We start from the raw sequence: 18,527 nt of genomic DNA, 5'->3' as shown, positions 1-18,527 counted from the left end.
GTGGAGCGCCGATAGCGGCGCCCGAAAGCCATTGGCGTGACCTGATCTTGCGATCGCAAACACCCTTTGCGCTTGCCCGGAAGGCCTCTATTCTGGAGCACAGTGGCCGCTGGTGGGATAGAATGTCGGTACTGCCTTTTCTGAGAATCTACGCACCGCTAAATGCGGTGCTCGCTGCGCCTGGGCTTCTGGCGGTGGCTGCGCTCACGATGCCGAACATGTCCGGACGAAGCAGACTGGCTCTGGCTGCCGTGCTTGCTGTCATTTGGGCCGCCTATCTTCTGCAGATGGCCGAGACCCTGCTCAAGCGCTGGGCGGGAGACCTCAGGGACAGGACGCCGGCAATCGCGATCGATGTGCTCGCGGTTTTGGTTCCAGTCGCCGCATTTCTGCTCGACGGCACGCCCGACCGGAGCCTCTACTGTGCTGTCTGGCTGCTGAAGCCGCTGCGCGACTCGACCTTCTTCCCGCTGCTTGGCAGGGTTCTGGCCAACGAAGCGCGCAACCTGGTCGGCGTCACCACGGTCTTCGGCCTGGTTCTGTTCGGTGTCGCACTCGCGGCCTATGTCATCGAGCGCGACGTCCAACCGGAAAAGTTCGGCAGCATCCCCGAGACAATGTGGTGGGCGGTGGTCACGCTGTCCACTACCGGCTATGGCGACGACATTCCGCAAAGCTTCGCCGGCCGCGTCCTTGCCGGGGCTGTCATGATGTGTGGCATCGGCATCTTCGGGCTCTGGGCCGGCATTCTTGCCTCCGGCTTTTATCAAGAAGTCCGTCGCGAGGATTTCGTCCGCAATTGGCAATTGATTGCCGGCGTTCCGTTGTTTCAGAAGCTTGGCCCGGCCACGCTGGTCGAGATCGTGCGCGCGTTAAGGCCTCGCACGGTGCCGGCGGGCGCCGTGATCTGCCGCAGTGGCGAGACCGGTGATCGGATGTTCTTCGTCGTGGAGGGCCGCGTCAGCGTCGCGACGCCCAACCCGGTGGAGCTTGGCCCTGGCGCCTTCTTCGGCGAGATGGCGCTGATCAGCGGCGAACCGCGTATGGCGACCGTCACTGCCGCGACTTCTGTCTCATTCCTGTCGCTGCACGCGGCGGATTTCCAGATGCTGTGCAGCAGCAGCCCGGAAATCGCGGAAATCATCCGCAGGACCGCGCTCGAGCGGCGCGGCGCGGCGCCGGTGGCTTGACCGTACAGCCGATGGTGGCCCGGCTGGAACTGGATGGTACGGCTCTATCGACCACGCGCGGAGGTTATGGACGGCACGTGGAAGTTCCCAGAGGCGTAGCGGAGACCTAAACGTAGCCGATCCACTCTACCGGCGGCTCGTTGTTTGGCGCTGTGCGTCGACAGTTCCTGCCCCGCGGCCTTTCGGACGACCGGCTTTGGCTAAACTCTAATGCCTTAGAATCTTGCTTAGAAAAGCCCGGCTGCGGTCGGTCTTCGGGTCGGAGAAAAACGCCTCCGGCGTGCCGCTTTCGACGATGGCGCCGGCGTCCATGAACACCACGCGCTGCGCCACCTTGCGGGCAAAGCCCATTTCGTGCGTTACCACCATCATGGTCATGCCTTCCTCGGCCACCGCGACCATGACGTCGAGCACTTCGGAAATCATCTCGGGATCGAGCGCCGAGGTCGGTTCGTCAAACAGCATGATCTTGGGGCGCATGCCGAGGCAGCGCGCGATGGCCACACGCTGCTGCTGGCCGCCGGACAGCTGTGACGGGTAGGCGTTGACCTTGTCGGCGAGGCCGACCTTGGCCAGCAAGTCGCGCCCGGCCTGCTCGGCCTCGGCGCGGGGGATCTTGCGCACATGGATCGGCGCCAGCGTGACGTTTTCCAGCGCCGTCTTGTGCGGGTAGAGGTTGAACGACTGGAAGACGAAGCCGATCTCGGTGCGCAGCTTCGTCATGTTGGTGGCGGGGTCGCCGAGGCGCTGGCCGTCGACGACGAGGTCGCCATCCTTGATCGCTTCCAGGCCGTTGATGCAGCGGATCAGCGTCGACTTGCCCGAACCACTTGGGCCGCAGACGACGACCACTTCGCGCGGCTCGACGCTGAGCGTGATGTCCTTCAGCACATTGAGCGAGCCGAACCATTTGTTGACGCCGCGAAAGTCGATCATGCCCGTTTCGGTCAGGTTTGTCTTGGTCGGGCTTGGATTGGTCATGGCGGTCAGCCCTTTGGGTTCGATGTCACAGCTGCACCTCGCCATGCGCCGCGCCCATGCGTCGCTCCAACCGGCGGGCGAGCATGATCAGCGGATAGCAGACGACGAAATAGCCGACGCCGACCAGGAAGAAGACCAGCAGGCCGTTGGGCACACGCTGCACCACAAGCCAGCCGACGCGGGTGAGGTCGGTCAGCCCGATCGCCGAGACGACGGAGGAATCCTTGATCAAGAGTACATATTGCCCGACCAGCGGCGGCAGCACGATGCGCATCGCCTGCGGCAGCACCACCTGGCGCATGCGTTGCCAGCGCGACAGGCCAGACGCCAGAGCTGCCTCAACCTGGCCGGTCGGCACCGAGCGGATGCCGGCGGCGACGATCTCGCAGATGAAGCACGCGGCGAGGTTGGTGAGCGCGATGATGCCGGCGGTGAAGGCATCGAGCTCGATGCCGAATTCCGGCAGGATGAAGAAGATCAGAAAGATCTGCACCAGGAACGGCGTGCCGCGGATCAGGTCGACCCAGGCCCCGATCACGCTCGAGATCAGCCGGTTGCCGCCGGTGCGCAATATGCCGAGGCCGAAGCCAAGCAGCGTGCCCAGCACCAGGCTGATCGCCGACAGCATCACGGTCATGCCAAGGCCGCGCAAGGCGAGGGGGTAGCTGCCGGCCAGGCTTTGCAGCTGTTGCCAGATCATGTGCTGCTCCTTGCCGGTTGCAGACCGAGCCAGCGACTGGACAGCCCCGCCAGTCCTTTGAGGCAGTAATAGAGCAGCAGATAGAAAGCGGCGATGGTGAGAAAGCCTTCCGCCGGCATGAAGCGGTCGGACGCCAGCAACTGGCCGGCGCGCGTCAGTTCGGAAACCGAGATCAGCGACAAAAGCGCGGAATCCTTGACCAGCACGATCGCCTGGCCGAGCAGCGGCGGGATCGTCACCTTGAAGGCTTGCGGCAGGATGACCAGGCGCATGCGCTGGACATAGGTCATTCCCGAGGCAACCCCGGCCTCGACCTGGCCGCGCGGGATCGACAGGATGCCGGCGCGGATGATTTCCGCGACATAGGCGCCGCTGTTCAGCGACAAAGCGATGATGCCGACGACGAGCTCGGGCAGGACGAAGCCGAGACGCGGCAGGCCGAAATAGAGGAAGTAGAGCTGCGCCAGCAACGGCGTGGCGCGCACGGCATCGATATAGCCCTTGGCCAGCACGCGAAACAGCTGGCCGCGCTGCAGGTTCATGGCGGCGAGCACGATGCCGACGGCCAGCGCGCCCGCAAAAGACAGCGCCGACAGCCACACGGTCGTGATCAGACCCTGCCCGAACAGCGGCAGATATTCGACGATGGTGCGGAAGCTGAAATTTTCGAGCATGGCGGTGAATTGTGAATGGTGAATGGGCAGTAGTGAGTAGTGAGTGGTGAGCAGTGAAGGGCGTCCGGAATGGCCATTCACCATTCACCATTCACCATTCACCATTCACTACTTCCTACTCACTACTCCCTGCTTACCTCTGCTTAGTGATCCTTCTTCCAGGCGTCGGAATTGACCCAGTAGTCGAGGTTCTTCTGCAGGCGGCCGTCGATGCTGACCTGGTTGAGGAACAGGTTCATCCAGATCAACAGGTCCGGCTCGTCGTAGCGGGTGGCGAAGGCAAGCGGCTCCTTCGACAACAGGTCCGGCATGATGGTGAAGGTGCCGGCGGGATAGGCTGTCGACTGACCCTTGACCGCCGAGACGTCGTTGACGCCGCAATCGGCCTGGCCGTTGTTGACTGCGTCGAGCAGCAGCGGGCCGCCGCCCTTGTAGCTCTTGATGTCGGCATCCGGGAAGGCGTTCTTGGCTTCCTTTTCGCCGGTGGCGCCTAACAGCACGGCGATCTTGGTGCCCTTGGCCTTGCAGTCCTCGGTTGTCTTGAACTTGCTGTCGGCCTTGGTGAAGACGGTGCTGCCCGTATACATGTAAGGTGTGGTGAAGGCGACCTTCATGCCGCGCGCCAGCGTCGGCGTCATGTCGGCGACGAGCAGGTCGGCCTTGCCCGAAAGCAGCGCCGGGATCAGCCCGTCCCAATCATAGTCGAGGAAGGTGATCTTGACGCCCATTTCCTTGGCCATCAGTTCGGCGAGTTCGACCGAACTGCCGGTGCGCTCGCCGGCCGCGCCGACCAGCGAGAAGGGAGGTCCTTGCGTCTGTACCGCGACGCGCAGTTCGCCGCGCTTGGTGATCTCGTCGAGCGTTCCGGCACTGGCAGCAGCGGTCAGGCCCGCAAGCGCAAGTCCGGCGATGAAAAGTCTGGCAATCTTCATTTGGCATTCCTCCTGTTATCGTTGTTGTTCCACTTTGTTATTCCACCCTTTTGGGTGTTTTTTGAGCGGCGGCACCGTTTTCCGGCGGCAGCCACCGTTCGAAAATCCTCAGTCCCAGGCCACCGTCTCGGCAACCTTGATGCCACGCCTGGCCAGCTCGTCGAAGAACGGCCCGTCCGGCACATGCAGCAGCGGGTTCAAAAGCCCTGGTGTGGCGATCTCGCGCCGCGCCAGCATCTGCGCCACGATGCTGGCGGGATAGCCGACGCCAAGGCTCATGCCGAACAGGCCTGATGCCAGGTCGCGTTCGATGATCAGGTCCGACGTCACCGTTTTGGCGCGGCCGCCTTCGAGACCGGAAAAGACATTGCGCATCACGCAAAGGTCCTTCTCGTCGGCGCCATATTGCAGTTGCGGGCCGAGCAGACGGCCGAGAAATTCGCGTGGGCTGGCGCCGGTGCCGGGCACCTTGTCTTCGGAGAGGAAGCCGAGTTCCTTCAGCGGCGCCCAGAACGCCGACCATCCCGGCCAGCGCAGCGTATAGCGGCCCGAGCGTTGCAATCCCTTGGCGGCTGCCAGCATCTCGACATAGTGCAGAGCGTCGCCATTGGGGAAAGCTTCCAGCCGGCCGAGGCCCGCGACCTCGATCTCGTGGATGAAGGCATTGTCGTGCTGTCGGCCGGCCGGCACTTCGACGCGCTTGCCATACTCGATCATCACGCTGTCGCGGTTCTGGCTGACCAGAACCATGTCGAAATTCCAGCTTACCTTGTAGCAGAGCGGCTTGGCCATCGCCTTCGGTTCGGGGATGCCGCCGCAATAGGAATCGATCGAAGAAATCGTAGAGAACTGCTTTGCGGCGCGCGCATAGAGCACGAGGTCGATGCCGGGGTCGAGCCCGCATTCGGTCATGATCGAAACGCCGGCCTGTGCAGCCTCCGGCGCCAGATCGGCAATCGCCTTGCCGTAGTTGGTGGTGACCAGCGGCGTGCGCGTTGCGATCGCGGCCTGCACCGCCTCGCGCATCAATGGCTGCGGCAGCAGATCGATGGCGGCGTCGACATCCGCCAGCACGGTGGCAAGCGCCGGACCGATCGCGCCCTCGGGCATGACGAAACGCACGCGGGAAAGGTCGGTCAGCCCGGCAAGCCGGGCAGGGCCGTCAGCCGACGTATCGACGCAGACGACTTCCTCGACACCGGCGCTGGCGACGAGATCGGCGATGGCCGCCCGTCCCTGCAGGCCGAGGCCGCCGAGAACAGCTATTCTCATGCCGGCTCCTTGCGTGACGGTGTTTCTTCCGACCAGCAGCCTTCGGGAAGGCTGACCCATTTGTTGCATGAAGCCATGACGACGAAGGTTTCGCTGCGCACGACTTCCCCGGGAATGCCGGCGCCCGGAATCAGCTCGCTGGTGATGCGGTAGAGGTCGGCGACATCGCCGGCGACGGTCACGTCGACGATGATGTCGAAGCGCCCGGTAACCACCGAGGCCGAGTTGACGAAAGGCAGTTCGGCAATGCGCTGCGCCAGTTCCCGGGCGCGGCCACGTCCCTGAGCGTTGATGCCGACAATGGCCGAGATCAACTCGGGGCGTTCGGTCAGATTGAGCAGCCCGACGATCTTCAAGAGGTTGCGGTCGAGCAGATTGCGCAACCTTGAGCGCACCGTCGGCACCGAGATCGCCATCGTCTCGGCGAGCCGGTTGATGCCGGGCTGGGCATCCTGCGACAACAGCTTTACCAGCCGTCGATCGGTTTGATCGAGATGCTCACGCAAAAGGCAAGGCTTTCATAAAGGAGAAAAATGTGGTGGAATTTCTTCCTGATATGAAAATAGCCTACGAGATATTTATAATAACAGCAAGAGGTCAGTTTGTTGCTACGCTGATCGAATGGACTGGAACATCGCCACGGCTGCCGCCGTCAGCGCGGCATTGCCGGCCGCAACCGTGCCATCCGGCAGATGCTTCCCATCCTCCAGCCCGACGCGCGTCGACCAGTCGCGATCCGCGGCACGGCGCACGAACGGCCACACCGTCGCGTTCTCGCCATGCAGCAGGATGGCACGGCGAATGCCGGCGCGCTCCAGGACCTGTTCGATGCCGCCGGCGACCGCAAAAGCCTCGTCTAGCGTCTGCTCGGAAATCTCGATCAGCACGCGCAGCACGCGCCCGCCATGGTCGAGGCCGACCAGCCGCTCGGCGTCGGCGACCGACGCCAGACCCGCCTCGATGCCGATGCCGCGCTGCCGCAGGCTCTCCATGACGATAGGCGCGGCCGCCTCGCTGAGATTGACCGAGGCATAGTCCGGCAATTCGCGCCAGCCGGCGATGGCGACCAGCGTGCTTGTATCGTCATTCTCGATCCAGGCGCCGGTGGAGACGCCGATCAGCGTACCGGGGCAGGCACGGCGCAGCCCTGCGATGGTCGGATCCATCGCTGCCGGCGCAAGGCTCTCGCGGCGGTCCGCGCTGCGGGCATGGACATGCAGCTCAGCTGCGCCCGCGGCAATCGAAGCCGCCCCGTCGCGCGCCATAGCGTCGGAGTCGAGCGGCAGTGTGGGGTGAAAATCGGCGGCGCGCGCGCCATTGATGCAGGCCTGGACGATCATGGCTCTCGCGATCCTGTTGCGGATCGCGCGAGCCTACCGCAGGGCAGGGCGGAGAGGGAACGGGCGTGGTGAAGATTGCTGACAGGGTGCCGCTTCTGCGGAGGTTGCGGTATCGGCCCAGGACATACCATATAGCGGGACAGGACACGCCACGGGCGATCCTTACCCCTTTGCCGGACTGCCGGCCAGAAGGATTTGCGATGGCTGAGTTGAAGGTCAGGACCCGCGTCACCGGCGCGACGGCGACGCTGCAGCCCGGCGGCTTGCCTTCCATCACCACTCCGACCGGCGGTGCAGTCGATGTCGTCACCGGCGTCAGCGCGCCGGGCTTCAATCCGCTCGACCTGCTCTACGCCTCGCTCGCCGCCTGCATGGTGCTGAGCGCGCGCATCGCCGCCTCCCGCCTCGGGGTTGCCGCCGCGCTTGGCGAGGTGCGCGCCGAGGTCAGCGGCGAGAAGGCCAAGGACGAGCCGTCGCGCGTCGAAAGGCTCAATATCAGGCTCGACATCTCAGGCGATCTCGACGCTGCGACCAAGCAGCGGATCGTCGAGGACGCCGAAGCGACCTGCACGGTGTCCAACACGCTGCGCGCCGTGCCGCAATTGCATACGACGCTTGGGTGAGGGTGTCGCAGAATGCCTCGCTGCCACCAACCAAGGACCGTTCCATGGCCATGATCCCGCCGATCGACTACGCCTCGACATCGCAAGACATCCGCGCCGAGCACGACAGGGAACTTGGCCTGCGCGGGCGCATGACCAACATGAAGCGCATCCTGCTGCATTCACCGGCAGCCCACCGCATCTATGCCGAATGGTTCACCCTGCGCGATCTCTTGAAGCCCACGCTCGACGACCGCGCCATCTGGCTGTTGTCGCTGGCGGTCTCCGAGAGATGCCGCGCCGAGATTCCGCTTACCTTCTTCCGCCGCGCGCTGATCGACAGCGGTCTTGATCCCGAGGCGATCGAGCCCAGCGCCGACGAGACACTGCTGATCGAATTCGGCAAGGCAGTCGCTGCCGATACCAACGCCGTTCCCGACGATGTCTGGGCGGCAATCAAGGCTCGCTACGACGACACACTGCTGGTCAACCTCGTCGCCTTCGCCGGCGTCATGGTGGCGACCTGCTTGTTCACGAATGCGGTGCGCGTTGATCTCGACCCGGAGCTGGAGGTGTATCGCAAGCGGTGAAGCGCGTTTTCCCTTCTACCACAGGGGGCGAAGGGGAAGATCGCGCTTCACCTCCGCAGGAATCGGGTGGTTCACGCCCGCCGTTCGCCCCACTTTGATCACATCAAAGGAGGCATCGATGACCATCCATTCGATAAGCACCAAACGCGCAGCCCATTCGGCCGAAGCGCGCGTCGCAGCGCAGGACTGGAGTGCTCTGATCGGCGAACTGAACAGCCACGGCAGCGCCGTCATGCCGGCGCTGCTTGCACCCGAGGAGTGCGCCGAGATCGCCGGTCTCTATCCGCATGAGGACCATTTCCGCAGCCATGTGGTGATGGCCCGCCATGGCTTCGGCAAGGGCGAGTACCGCTATTTCCGCTATCCGCTGCCGGATCTGGTCGGTGGCCTGCGCACCGCGCTCTATCCCAGGCTGGCCGGCGTCGCGAACGACTGGAACGATCGCATGGGCGCGGCACGGCGCTATCCCGATGACCACGCCGCCTTCCTCCAGCTTTGCCACGAAGGCGGCCAAACGCGGCCGACGCCGCTTCTCCTCCAATATGGCCCCGGCGACTTCAACTGCCTCCACCAGGATCTCTATGGCGACCTCGCTTTTCCCCTGCAGGTCGCGATCCTGTTGTCGCAGCCGGGCGAGGATTTCACCGGCGGCGAATTCGTGCTGACCGAGCAGCGCCCGCGCATGCAAAGCCGTGCCGAAGTGGTGCCGCTGACCCGGGGCGATGCAGTGATCTTTGCTGTCCACAATCGCCCGGTGCAAGGTACGAAAGGGCACTACCGCGTCAATCTCCGGCACGGCGTCAGCCGCCTGCGCTCGGGACGGCGGCATACGGTGGGAATCATCTTCCACGACGCGAAGTAACGTCGTCCGCTTCGGCGCGGCTCCTTCGTTCCACTCCGAGATCGGCTAAGATTCACACTTGGTCGACGTCGAACAGGAGCATCGTCAAGTCATCGTCTCCTGGGGCGAGTATACGCCGGTCAGCGGCGCAGGCAATGCCGATTTCGGTGGCAAATGCGCTCTGCATATCGGCGAGGCTGTCGAAATAGAGTGTCCCGACCAGATACGGAATCTCGCCCGCCGAGCGCTTGATGATGGGCCGCCTGCTGATGTCGTAGCGCCGCAGTCCGGGAAGCTTCTTGGCCAGCGGCACATGAACCTCGAAATAGTGCCGGTCGAACGCCTCCGGATCAGCCGGGGTTTTGTAGATCACGAGCATCTTGGCCATCGTCATATTCCTGCCTGTTGGTGTCGCTGTTTGGGGGCCATGCAGGCCGCCGTGCCAATGTCGTTCCGCGAGGGCGGTTTTCGACAATCGCTGGATTTTTGTTTCGGGCGCGATGACGGGTCCTCGCCACCATCTGTGGCGCTTCTGCCTCTTTCCTCCTTGCGCTCATTCGCGTATGGCCCCGGGCAAATCCCTCAACTTTGCACCAACTCCCCCGGACCGCCTCATGATCCGTCTTGAAAGCATCAGCAAGCAGAACGGCCGCCAGCTTGTCTTCATCGAGGCCTCGGCCTCGCTACAGAAGGGCGAGAAGGTCGGCCTTGTCGGGCCGAACGGCGCCGGCAAGACGACGCTGTTTCGCATGATCACCGGCCAGGAGCAGCCCGACGAGGGCCAGGTGCAGGTCGATCGCGGCGTCACCATCGGCTATTTCAGCCAGGATGTCGGCGACATGGCGGGCCATAGTGCTGTGGCCGAAGTGATGAACGGCGCCGGGCCGGTCAGCGACGTGGCGGCCGAAATGGCCGAACTCGAGGCGGCCATGGCCGACCCCGAACAGGCCGACCGGATGGAGGAGGTCATCGAGAAGTACGGTGAGGCGCAGCATCGTTTCGAAGAGCTCGACGGCTATGCGCTCGATGGCCGCGCCCGCGAAGTGCTGGACGGCCTGGGCTTCAGCCAGGAAATGATGGATGGCGATGTCGGCAAGCTGTCCGGCGGCTGGAAGATGCGCGTGGCGCTGGCCCGCATCCTGTTGATGCGGCCCGACGTCATGCTGCTCGACGAACCGTCCAACCATCTCGATCTCGAAAGCCTGATCTGGCTGGAGCAGTTCCTGAAAGGTTATGAGGGCGCGCTGCTGATGACCTCGCACGACCGCGAGTTCATGAACCGCATCGTCAACAAGGTGGTCGAGATCGACGCCGGTTCGCTCACCGCCTATTCCGGCAATTACGAATTCTACCAGCAGCAGCGGGCGATCGCCGACAAGCAGCAGCAGGCGCAGTTCGAGCGCCAGCAGGCCATGCTGGCCAAGGAGATCGCTTTCATCGAGCGCTTCAAGGCGCGGGCGTCACACGCCGCCCAGGTGCAGAGCCGGGTGAAGAAGCTCGACAAGATCGATCGTGTCGAGCCGCCCAAGCGCCGTCAGATCGTGAATTTCGATTTTCAGCCGGCGCCGCGCTGCGGCGAGGATGTCGTGACGCTGAAGAACGTCCACAAGGGCTATGGCAGCCGCTCGATCTATGAGGGGCTGGACTTCCAGGTCCGCCGCCGCGAGCGCTGGTGCATCATGGGCGTCAACGGCGCCGGCAAGTCGACACTGCTGAAGCTGGTGGCCGGCGCGTCTGACCCGGATGCCGGCACAGTTGCTCGGGGGCCGAGTGTGAAAATGGGCTATTTCGCCCAGCACGCCATGGAGGTGTTGGAGGGCGAACGCACCGTGTTCCAGACGCTGGAGGACGCGTTTCCGCAAGCCGGCCAGGCGCCGCTCAGGGCACTCGCCGGCTGCTTCGGCTTTTCCGGCGACGAGATCGAGAAGAAATGCCGGGTTCTGTCAGGCGGCGAAAAGGCGCGCCTGGTGATGGCGCTGATGCTGTTCGATCCGCCCAATCTTCTGGTGCTCGACGAGCCGACCAACCACCTCGACATCGCGACCAAGGAGATGCTGATCACGGCGCTGTCGCAATACGAAGGCACCATGCTGTTCGTCTCGCACGACCGCCATTTCCTGGCCGCACTCTCCAACCGCGTGCTGGAACTGACGCCAGAAGGCATCCACACCTATGGCGGCGGCTATACCGAATATGTGGAGAGGACCGGGCACGAGGCGCCGGGGCTGCGGACCTGACGCAGGTCCTGCGTCCGCATTTGCGTCCAGCAAAGCCAGGATTTGTCAGCTCGCCGCCAGCCATTTGCGCGACTGCGCGAAGGCCTTGAAGGCTTTGGCATCCATCGGGTAGCCGAACAGGAAGCCTTGCAGGATGTCGCAGCCAAGCTCTTTCAGGATGCGCGCGTGCTCCATCGTCTCGACGCCCTCGGCGATCACTTCGATCCCGAGCGACTTGCCGATGTCGATGATGGACGACACAAGCTGCCGCTGTGCGGTTGAGCTGGTGATGGGGGTGACCAGCTGGCGGTCGATCTTGAGGCGACGGGGCCGCAACTTCAACAGCGAGACGATCGAGGCATGCCCGGTGCCGAAATCGTCGATCTCGACGTCGATGCCGAGCCCCTTGATGTGTTCGATGTTCCAGCTGACCAGCTCGTCGTTTTCGTCGAGGAAAATCGACTCCACCAGTTCGAACGACACGGTCCCTTCCTTGATCGGAAGCTTGCGCAAACCCTTGATCAGGTCCCTGTCTTCCAGGCGCCGTGCGGAAACGTTGACCGAGACGCGCGGGATGTTGAGGTGGCTGCGCGACCAACGCTCAAAATTATCGAGCGCCTGCTCCAGGACGGTGCGGTCGATAAGCGCCACGACATTAAGTTCTTCAGCCACCTTGATGTAGGCGTCGGGGGTCAGCATGCCGCGTTGCGGATGATCCCAACGCGACAGCGCCTCGACGCCGACGATCTCCAGCGTCTTGGCGTCGAACTGCGGCTGATAGTAGACGATGAATTCGTTCCGCTCGAGCCCGCCCAGAATCTCGTCGGCGGTCTGCTTGGTCCGCACGATCTCGCTCTGCAGCTCTTCGTTGAAAAACTCGTAGCGGTTGCGGCCGCGGCCTTTCGCCCGGTACAGCGCCAGATCGGCATTGACAAGCAACTGCCTTGCATCGACGCCGCTATTGGCCGCAATGCCGATGCTGACGCCGAACCGGCACTGGTGACCCAGATAGTCGACCGGCTGGCGCATCGCATCGATAATGTGGTCGGCCAGCGCGGCGAGTTCCTTGTCGTCGCGTCCATGGCTCAGCACGACAAACTCGTCGCCGCCGATGCGCGCAACGAAATCGGCACTGCCGACGCTGGCCTTGATGACTTTCGAAGCATGCACCAGCAATGCATCGCCCGCTGCATGGCCGAGCGTGTCGTTGATCTGCTTGAACCGGTCAAGGTCGAGATGCAGCAACGCCGCACGGCCGTCGGCTTCGCGGTTTTCGGCAAGCATCTCGTCCAGATACCGACGGTTGGGCAGACCGGTCAGCGAATCATGCATCGCGACATGCTCGATGCGGGCTTTGGCCAGGTTCAGTTCGGCATTTTTCGATTCTGAAAGGCGACGTTCACGCACGAGATTCTCGTTGAGCAGCACGTCGCCTGTCACATCCCATTCGGCGCCGATCATTTTTGGCGTGCCGTCGATGTCCCGGAAGAAACTGGCGCGGGTGCGCACATGGCGAATGGTGCCGTCCGGCCGCAGGAGCCGATACTGCGAAGAGTAGGGGCCTTGTGTTGCAACAGCCGAATCGAAATCTGCTTTAGCCCGTTCGAAGTCTTGGGGATGGATCGCCAGCGCCCAGTCGTCATAGCTACGGGTCTTGCCGCCGCCGGGTTTGCCATAGATTTCGTTGATGCGGTCGTCCCATACGAGTTCGTTGCTGACGGTATCGTGCTCCCACACGCCTATAGCAGAGGCTTCCAACGCCAGCTCCAGCCGCCGGGACAGGCGCCTCAACTCGGCGTCACTTTTCTGCCGCTCACCGAAAAGACGTCCTGCCACGAGGATCGGCAGCACCACCAGCGCGCCGGCAAGCGCCATGAGCAGACGCAACAGCCACTCATTTTTCGGAGCGGTCGGCCAGCCGCCCTTCGGTATGGCTGAAATTTGCCAGGAGCCTGAAGGCAATTGCACCTCTGCCATCACCGGATTGCCGGACACGACATTATCGCCGCCGAAGAACAGTTCCCCGCCGCCGCCGAGCGCATCCTTGCCGATAAGCGCCACATCGATATCCAGATCAGGGTCGGTCAGTCCGCTGGCAGCGTAGAGCCGATCGACATCGATCACGGCCGAGACGATACCCCAGAAACGGTCGCTGCCACCCGCCGTCGGCACGAAGACCGGGATACGGCCGATGAAGCCACGTCCGCCTTGCGCCAGTTTGACCGGCCCGGCGAGCACCAGCGCGCGCTGGTCACGGGCGCGAAGCGCGGCCATGCGTTGCGTATCGCTCTTGCGGTAGTCCAGCCCGATGGCTTTTTCATTGCCTTCCAGCGGATACATCAGCGCGATGACGAGGTCGGGGGCGCCGGCAATATCGCGCAACTGCGATTTTTGCTCGAACAGATTACGGGCGAGTGCCGCAAATCTTTGCTGGCCCATATAGGGCTCGGTAACGATTGTCGAAACGAGACCCTGAACCAGCTGGAGATTGCCGCCTATGTTGCCTTCGAGCTTGGCGCGTATGATGTTGACCTTGGCCAGGACGTCGGCGCGCGCCAGCTGATCGGAGACCTCTCTGTTCCTCTGGTCGGCAACCAGGGCGCAGACGAGAAGCACGACAAAGGCAATCGCCGCCGGCAAGTTGGCGGAAGAAAAAACGGCCCGTTTCAACCGGCCGGAATTGAGCATTGCACCTGCCAACTCGATCCGAAGACCTTTCCAGGACAGTAGTCCTTCGGTCGACCATAGTAGCTAAAGCTTAAGTTTGAGCTTCGAGACGAATCCGAGAACAAACGGTAAGCTTTTGGCTGCCAGGGTCCAGCCGAAATCTGAATGAGTGTCCGAAAGTAGGACGCCAGGTTGCAGCGTTCTGCAACCCAGCGGCGAAGTCATATTCGCCTCAGATTGCAACAAGCCGCCTGATCTTGCCGCGCGGGCCCTTGCGGGAGGCTTACTTCCCAGCCATTTGATCGGCCAGCGCCTGCGCCTGGGCGAGCAGCGCCGGGAAAGCCGGGTCAGCCGGCAGGCGCTGCGCCATGCAGGCCCGGTAGTCGCTGTCGCCCTTGTCCCAGGCGGCGTTGGAGGACTCGAACGCTTTTTCGTCCTTCAGGTCCGATGCCTGGTAGGCCTCCTGGAATTTCTGCGCGGCGGCGTCCGCAGCAGCCCACACGGCGTCGCAGGCGGCGATCTTCGGAACGGCAGGGGCTGCCGGCGCTGCGATAATTCTCACGCTGTTGCCTTTGACGAGCGTAACGATGACTTCCTGCTCATAGATCGGCCCGACGTCCTGCGTCCAGCCGCCGAGCCGTGCGAAGGCGATGTCGGCGCCTTCGGGTTTCTTCAATGGAAAGTCGAGCGTTCCCTCGAAGGCGGCGTCGCTGTTGATCGCCTGGGTATAGAAGGCATCCAGCTTAAGCGCCTCATCGATGCCGGCGGGCAGTTTGAAACTTTCGTCGGTCTCGGCGGTTCTGGACTGGAGCCAGCGCTCCAGCAGCCCTCGCGTCGTTGCCACCAGGCTGGGGCCGTCGTCGCCCTTGGTGTATCGCAGCCCATCGAGCATGCCATAGCCGATATCGGAGTCGCTGAGGCTTTCGATATTGATTGTGCCGGTTGGCGGAAAGTCCTTGACCGCCAGCGGCCCGATAATGCCGGCAAGACGCTGCTGGAGGTCGCCCAGCGCCTTCTCGTTCTCAGCGTCGATGGTCTCGATTGCCGCGTTCGCACTGTTCAGCGCCGCGATATCAGCAATCGCCTTGTCACGCGCGGCCACATAGTCGTCCTCCGGCGAGGCCGTGAAAGCCACGCTGCTCACCAGCGCAAACAGAAACGTCCAGACCCACCGCATGATATAAACCCTGCTCTACGTTCGATTCCAAGGATACATGACAACATTGGGCTGAAAAAAGACGGCGTTGGAGCTGCCCCCTTGAGGAAGGAGATGGCCGGCAGGCCAGAGGCGTCGTTGCGCTTGAAGCGCTGACTCCTTTTGCAGCGCGAGACGACGTTAGCGCTTCACGCGCAACGACCCCCTCTGTCGCCTTCGGCGACATCTCCCCCTCGAGGGGGGAGATTGGCGCCTAATCACGCCTTGCGCTTCTCCACCTCCGCCTTCCTCAGCAGGAAGCGCTGGATCTTGCCGCTCGGGGTCTTCGGCAGTTCCGTGATGAACTCGACCTCGCGCGGGTAGGCGTGCGCCGACAGCCGTTTCTTGACGTGCTGGGCCAGCTCTTCGGCGAGCTCCGAATTGCCCTTGTAAGCCGGCGCCAGGACGACGAAGGCCTTGACGATCTCGGTGCGCTGCGGATCGGGCACGCCGACGACAGCCGCCTCGTTGACCGCCGGATGCTCGATCAGCGCGCTTTCGACGTCGAACGGGCCGATGCGATAGCCGGCCGAAGTGATGACATCGTCGGCGCGGCCGATGAAGGAGACCGAACCGTCCGGCTCGTACTCCACCGTGTCGCCGGTGCGGTAGTAGCCGCCCGTGATCGCCGGCGTTTGCGCCTGGTGATAGCCGTCAAACCAGCGCAGCGGCGACTTCGCGATATCTACGGCGAGGATGCCGGGCTGGTTGGGGCCGAGCTCGTTGCCGGCCTCGTCCAGTACCACCATGCGATATCCGGGCATGGCGAAGCCGGCCGAGCCCGCGCGAACGACATGCGAGAGCCCATGATGGTTGTTGACCATCATGCCGTTCTCGGTCTGGCCGTAATGGTCGTGAATGGGCGCGGCGAGATTTGCGTCGAACCAGCGGATGACTTCCGGGTTGAGCGGCTCGCCGGCGCTGCTCACCACGCGCAGTCTGCCTTTGACGCGGGCCGCAGCTTCCGCGCCTTCCGCCATCAGCAGGCGATAGGCGGTCGGCGAGCCGGCAAGGCTGGTGACGCCGAGCCGCTCGATGATGTCGTAAGTGCTCTTGGCGTTGAAGGCGCCTTCATGGAAGGTCGTGGCGATGCCGAGCTGCAACGGGCCGGTGATGGCGTAATAGAGGCCGTAGGCCCAGCCGGGATCGGCGATATTCCAGAAGATGTCGTCGGGCAGCAAGCCGATCGCGTCGCGCATATAGGCGCCGAAGGCGAGCAGGGCGCGGAGCGGCACCGGGACGCCCTTGGGCAGGCCGGTCGTTCCCGACGTCGACATCATCATGAACAAGTCGTCGCCCTTGCGCATCACCGGCTGGCACTCGGGCGAGGCGGCGGCAAGCGCGGCGCGGAAATCGATGTCGCCTGCAGGCAGCACACCGCCATTGCCAAGAATGGTGGCGATTTGCGCTGATGTCTCGACCTCGTCGAGCTTGCCGCGATTGGCCGGGTTGGTCACCACGATCCTGGCGCCGCTATAGCCGAGGCGGTGCTCGATGGCTTTCGGACCGAAGGCGGTGAACAGCGGCTGGTAGACCGCGCCGATCCGCCACGTCCCGAGGATCAGCGCCACCAGTTCGGGGACGCGCGGCAGCATGCCGGCGACGACATCGCCGGCACCGACGCCGGCGGCCTTGAGCACATTGGCGGCGCGCCCCGACATGTCGGCGAGATCGTCGAAGCTGAATTCGCGAAGCTCGCCGCCGGCCGAGATCGCGCGCAGCGCCAGCCGGTCTTCTCCGGTGTAGCGGCCGCAGCATTCGACATAGGCATTGATGCCGGTTCCAGGGTTGCCATACAACCGCGCGATCTCATCTTCGATGCGAAAGCGCTGAACGGCATCCTCATAGCGCGGCATTTTGCTCATGGCAGTCCTCCTTAGGCGGCGCCCATCTCCCCTTGGAGCGCCTTATCGGTCAGATTGCCTGAAATTGCTGCGCTGGTCGATTACGGCGATAGTCGGGGTATGCGAAGGATCGCAGCACAGCGACAATCCGCGCCGAGCCACTGCTGTTGACCGAACCGTCCATCCGGCCGATAGCACCGCCAGAATTGCCCCGAGGCCCCAATGATCCCAGACTCAATTTTCGATGACTCGGCCACAGCCGACGAAGGACGCGACGCCGACACCGCCTGGCAAAACGACATCCGCGCGGGCGTGCGCCACGTCCGCGATCTCGCCTCGCTGCCGCTGTCACCCGCCGAGCGCGCGGCGGCGCAGGAGGCGGCCGTACACCACAAGGTGCGTGCCCCCAAAACCTATCTCGACCTGATCGACTGGAACGATCCCGCCGATCCGATCCGCGCCCAGGTCATTCCATCGCCGGATGAGCTGACGGAAATGGAAGGCGAGCTCGACGATCCGATCGCCGACCATGCCTTCAGTCCGGTGCCGCGACTGACGCACCGCCACGCCGACCGCGTGCTGTTGTTTGCGACCTACCAATGCGCGGTCTATTGCCGCTTCTGCTTCCGCAAGGAGTCTCTGACCTCGATCGGCCGCGGCTACACGCGCGAGGCGCTCGAAGACGCCTTTGCCTATATCGAAGCCCATACCGAAATCCGCGAAGTGATCCTGACCGGCGGCGATCCGCTGTCGCTGCCGGACAAGGCGCTGGCCGAAATCCGCGCCCGTATCGAGACGATCGCGCATGTCAGGCTGCTGCGTATCCACACACGCGTGCCTGTCGTGCTGCCCGCGCGCATCACGCCGGGGCTGGTTGGCGCGTTGCAGGGCCGGCTGATGGTCACAATCGTCACCCATTTCAACCATGCGCGGGAGATCACGCCGGCCACCGAATTGGCCTGCCGCGTCATGCGCCAGGCAGGCTTCGTGCTGCTCAACCAGAGTGTCCTGCTCAAGGGCGTCAACGACACGGTCGAGGTGCTGGAGGAACTCTGCCGCGAACTGATGTACCGGCTCGGCGTCAAACCCTATTACCTGCACCATGGCGACCTCGCGCGCGGCATGGCGCACAGGCGCACCACGATTGCGCAGGGACAGGCGCTGGCCGGCGCGCTGCGCGCCCGCCTGTCGGGCATCTGCAATCCGATCTATGTGCTGGACCTGCCGGAAGGCGGCGGCAAGGTGCCGCTCGGGCCATGCCATGTCGAGGGACGGGACGGGCAGGATTGGCGCATCCGCGGCCAGGATGGCGAGGTGAGGGTATATCGGGACGTGGTGGTGTAGGCACGGCGCAGCGGCGACGATGAGCGCCGCCGTCACATTGTCGATCGGGATGACCATCGCACCAAACTCTCGCCACTACGCGTTCGCCTGCATTCCGTATGTTGACATAAAGATATCCTTATGTGATGGTTGTCGCCTC

At 63.5% G+C, this 18,527-nt stretch carries 17 protein-coding genes; 6 read left to right on the top strand and 11 right to left on the bottom strand.

Translation table 11 applies throughout. The annotated features are described in order from the left end of the window. Nucleotides 1–122: 122 nt before the first annotated feature. Nucleotides 123–1,190 carry a cyclic nucleotide-gated potassium channel gene (locus NKI15_RS09345; RefSeq protein WP_352886042.1) on the top strand — a complete coding sequence of 356 codons (1,068 nt, stop codon included), beginning with the start codon at nt 123–125 and terminating at the stop codon, nt 1,188–1,190. 207 nt (nt 1,191–1,397) lie between these two features. Here the strand turns inward: NKI15_RS09345 and NKI15_RS09340 are convergent, their stop codons facing one another. The 7 genes from NKI15_RS09340 to NKI15_RS09310 form a co-directional block, all read right to left on the bottom strand. Continuing rightward, complete coding sequence (locus NKI15_RS09340; RefSeq protein WP_023705204.1) at nt 1,398–2,126, bottom strand: amino acid ABC transporter ATP-binding protein; 729 nt, start codon at nt 2,124–2,126, stop codon at nt 1,398–1,400. Nucleotides 2,127–2,196: 70 nt separating this feature from the next. Further along, on the bottom strand, nt 2,197–2,871 hold the full coding sequence (locus NKI15_RS09335) for an amino acid ABC transporter permease (protein ID WP_023684787.1): 675 nt from the start codon (nt 2,869–2,871) through the stop codon (nt 2,197–2,199). Beyond that, complete coding sequence (locus NKI15_RS09330) at nt 2,868–3,545, bottom strand: amino acid ABC transporter permease (RefSeq protein ID WP_023695534.1); 678 nt, start codon at nt 3,543–3,545, stop codon at nt 2,868–2,870. Before NKI15_RS09330 ends, NKI15_RS09335 begins: the two co-directional genes overlap by 4 nt. 143 nt (nt 3,546–3,688) lie before the next feature. After that, complete coding sequence (locus tag NKI15_RS09325; RefSeq protein WP_023705203.1) at nt 3,689–4,477, bottom strand: ABC transporter substrate-binding protein; 789 nt, start codon at nt 4,475–4,477, stop codon at nt 3,689–3,691. A 108-nt stretch (nt 4,478–4,585) separates the two neighbouring features. Further along, nucleotides 4,586–5,749 (bottom strand): saccharopine dehydrogenase family protein, encoded by a 1,164-nt coding sequence (locus tag NKI15_RS09320; protein WP_023705202.1) that lies wholly within the window; start codon nt 5,747–5,749, stop codon nt 4,586–4,588. Beyond that, nucleotides 5,746–6,255 carry an Lrp/AsnC family transcriptional regulator gene (locus NKI15_RS09315; protein ID WP_023670324.1) on the bottom strand — a complete coding sequence of 170 codons (510 nt, stop codon included), beginning with the start codon at nt 6,253–6,255 and terminating at the stop codon, nt 5,746–5,748. Before NKI15_RS09315 ends, NKI15_RS09320 begins: the two co-directional genes overlap by 4 nt. A gap of 102 nt (nt 6,256–6,357) precedes the next feature. Continuing rightward, complete coding sequence (locus NKI15_RS09310; protein ID WP_023705201.1) at nt 6,358–7,089, bottom strand: 3-keto-5-aminohexanoate cleavage protein; 732 nt, start codon at nt 7,087–7,089, stop codon at nt 6,358–6,360. A gap of 200 nt (nt 7,090–7,289) precedes the next feature. Between NKI15_RS09310 and NKI15_RS09305 the strand changes: the two genes are divergently transcribed. From NKI15_RS09305 to NKI15_RS09295, 3 genes are all read left to right on the top strand, one after another. Then, the gene (locus NKI15_RS09305) at nt 7,290–7,712 is read left to right on the top strand and encodes an OsmC family protein (protein WP_023705200.1); all 423 of its coding nucleotides are present in this window, start codon (nt 7,290–7,292) and stop codon (nt 7,710–7,712) included. 44 nt (nt 7,713–7,756) lie between these two features. Then, nucleotides 7,757–8,281, top strand: coding sequence for a carboxymuconolactone decarboxylase family protein (locus NKI15_RS09300; protein WP_023708602.1), 525 nt, complete (start codon nt 7,757–7,759; stop codon nt 8,279–8,281). Between the two features lie 118 nt (nt 8,282–8,399). Continuing rightward, nucleotides 8,400–9,143 carry a 2OG-Fe(II) oxygenase gene (locus NKI15_RS09295; RefSeq protein ID WP_023705198.1) on the top strand — a complete coding sequence of 248 codons (744 nt, stop codon included), beginning with the start codon at nt 8,400–8,402 and terminating at the stop codon, nt 9,141–9,143. A gap of 52 nt (nt 9,144–9,195) precedes the next feature. Here the strand turns inward: NKI15_RS09295 and NKI15_RS09290 are convergent, their stop codons facing one another. After that, nucleotides 9,196–9,510, bottom strand: coding sequence for an EthD family reductase (locus NKI15_RS09290; RefSeq protein ID WP_023705197.1), 315 nt, complete (start codon nt 9,508–9,510; stop codon nt 9,196–9,198). Between the two features lie 226 nt (nt 9,511–9,736). Here NKI15_RS09290 and NKI15_RS09285 point away from each other — a divergent pair, with 226 nt between their 5' ends. Continuing rightward, nucleotides 9,737–11,359: an ABC-F family ATP-binding cassette domain-containing protein gene (locus NKI15_RS09285; RefSeq protein ID WP_023705196.1), complete on the top strand. Its 1,623-nt coding sequence runs from the start codon at nt 9,737–9,739 to the stop codon at nt 11,357–11,359. Nucleotides 11,360–11,404: 45 nt separating this feature from the next. Here the strand turns inward: NKI15_RS09285 and NKI15_RS09280 are convergent, their stop codons facing one another. The 3 genes from NKI15_RS09280 to NKI15_RS09270 all read right to left on the bottom strand — a co-directional run bounded on the left by NKI15_RS09280 (nt 11,405) and on the right by NKI15_RS09270 (nt 17,065). After that, the gene (locus NKI15_RS09280) at nt 11,405–14,026 is read right to left on the bottom strand and encodes a bifunctional diguanylate cyclase/phosphodiesterase (RefSeq protein ID WP_031196553.1); all 2,622 of its coding nucleotides are present in this window, start codon (nt 14,024–14,026) and stop codon (nt 11,405–11,407) included. A gap of 262 nt (nt 14,027–14,288) precedes the next feature. Next, complete coding sequence (locus NKI15_RS09275; RefSeq protein ID WP_023705194.1) at nt 14,289–15,182, bottom strand: hypothetical protein; 894 nt, start codon at nt 15,180–15,182, stop codon at nt 14,289–14,291. Nucleotides 15,183–15,418: 236 nt separating this feature from the next. Then, entirely contained in the window at nt 15,419–17,065 is a 1,647-nt protein-coding gene (locus NKI15_RS09270) for an acyl-CoA synthetase (protein ID WP_023705193.1), read from the bottom strand. Between the two features lie 201 nt (nt 17,066–17,266). On the opposite strand from NKI15_RS09270, the gene NKI15_RS09265 reads away from it, so the two are divergent. After that, a complete protein-coding gene (locus NKI15_RS09265; protein ID WP_031196552.1) occupies nt 17,267–18,388 on the top strand; it encodes a KamA family radical SAM protein in 1,122 nt (373 codons plus the stop codon). Nucleotides 18,389–18,527 lie beyond the last annotated feature (139 nt).

Source organism: Mesorhizobium sp. M0862 (genome assembly GCF_040319795.1).
GTDB lineage: Bacteria > Pseudomonadota > Alphaproteobacteria > Rhizobiales > Rhizobiaceae > Mesorhizobium.
Note: the sequence above shows the minus strand (reverse complement) of the source record. Positions and strands in the feature narration are given on the sequence as shown.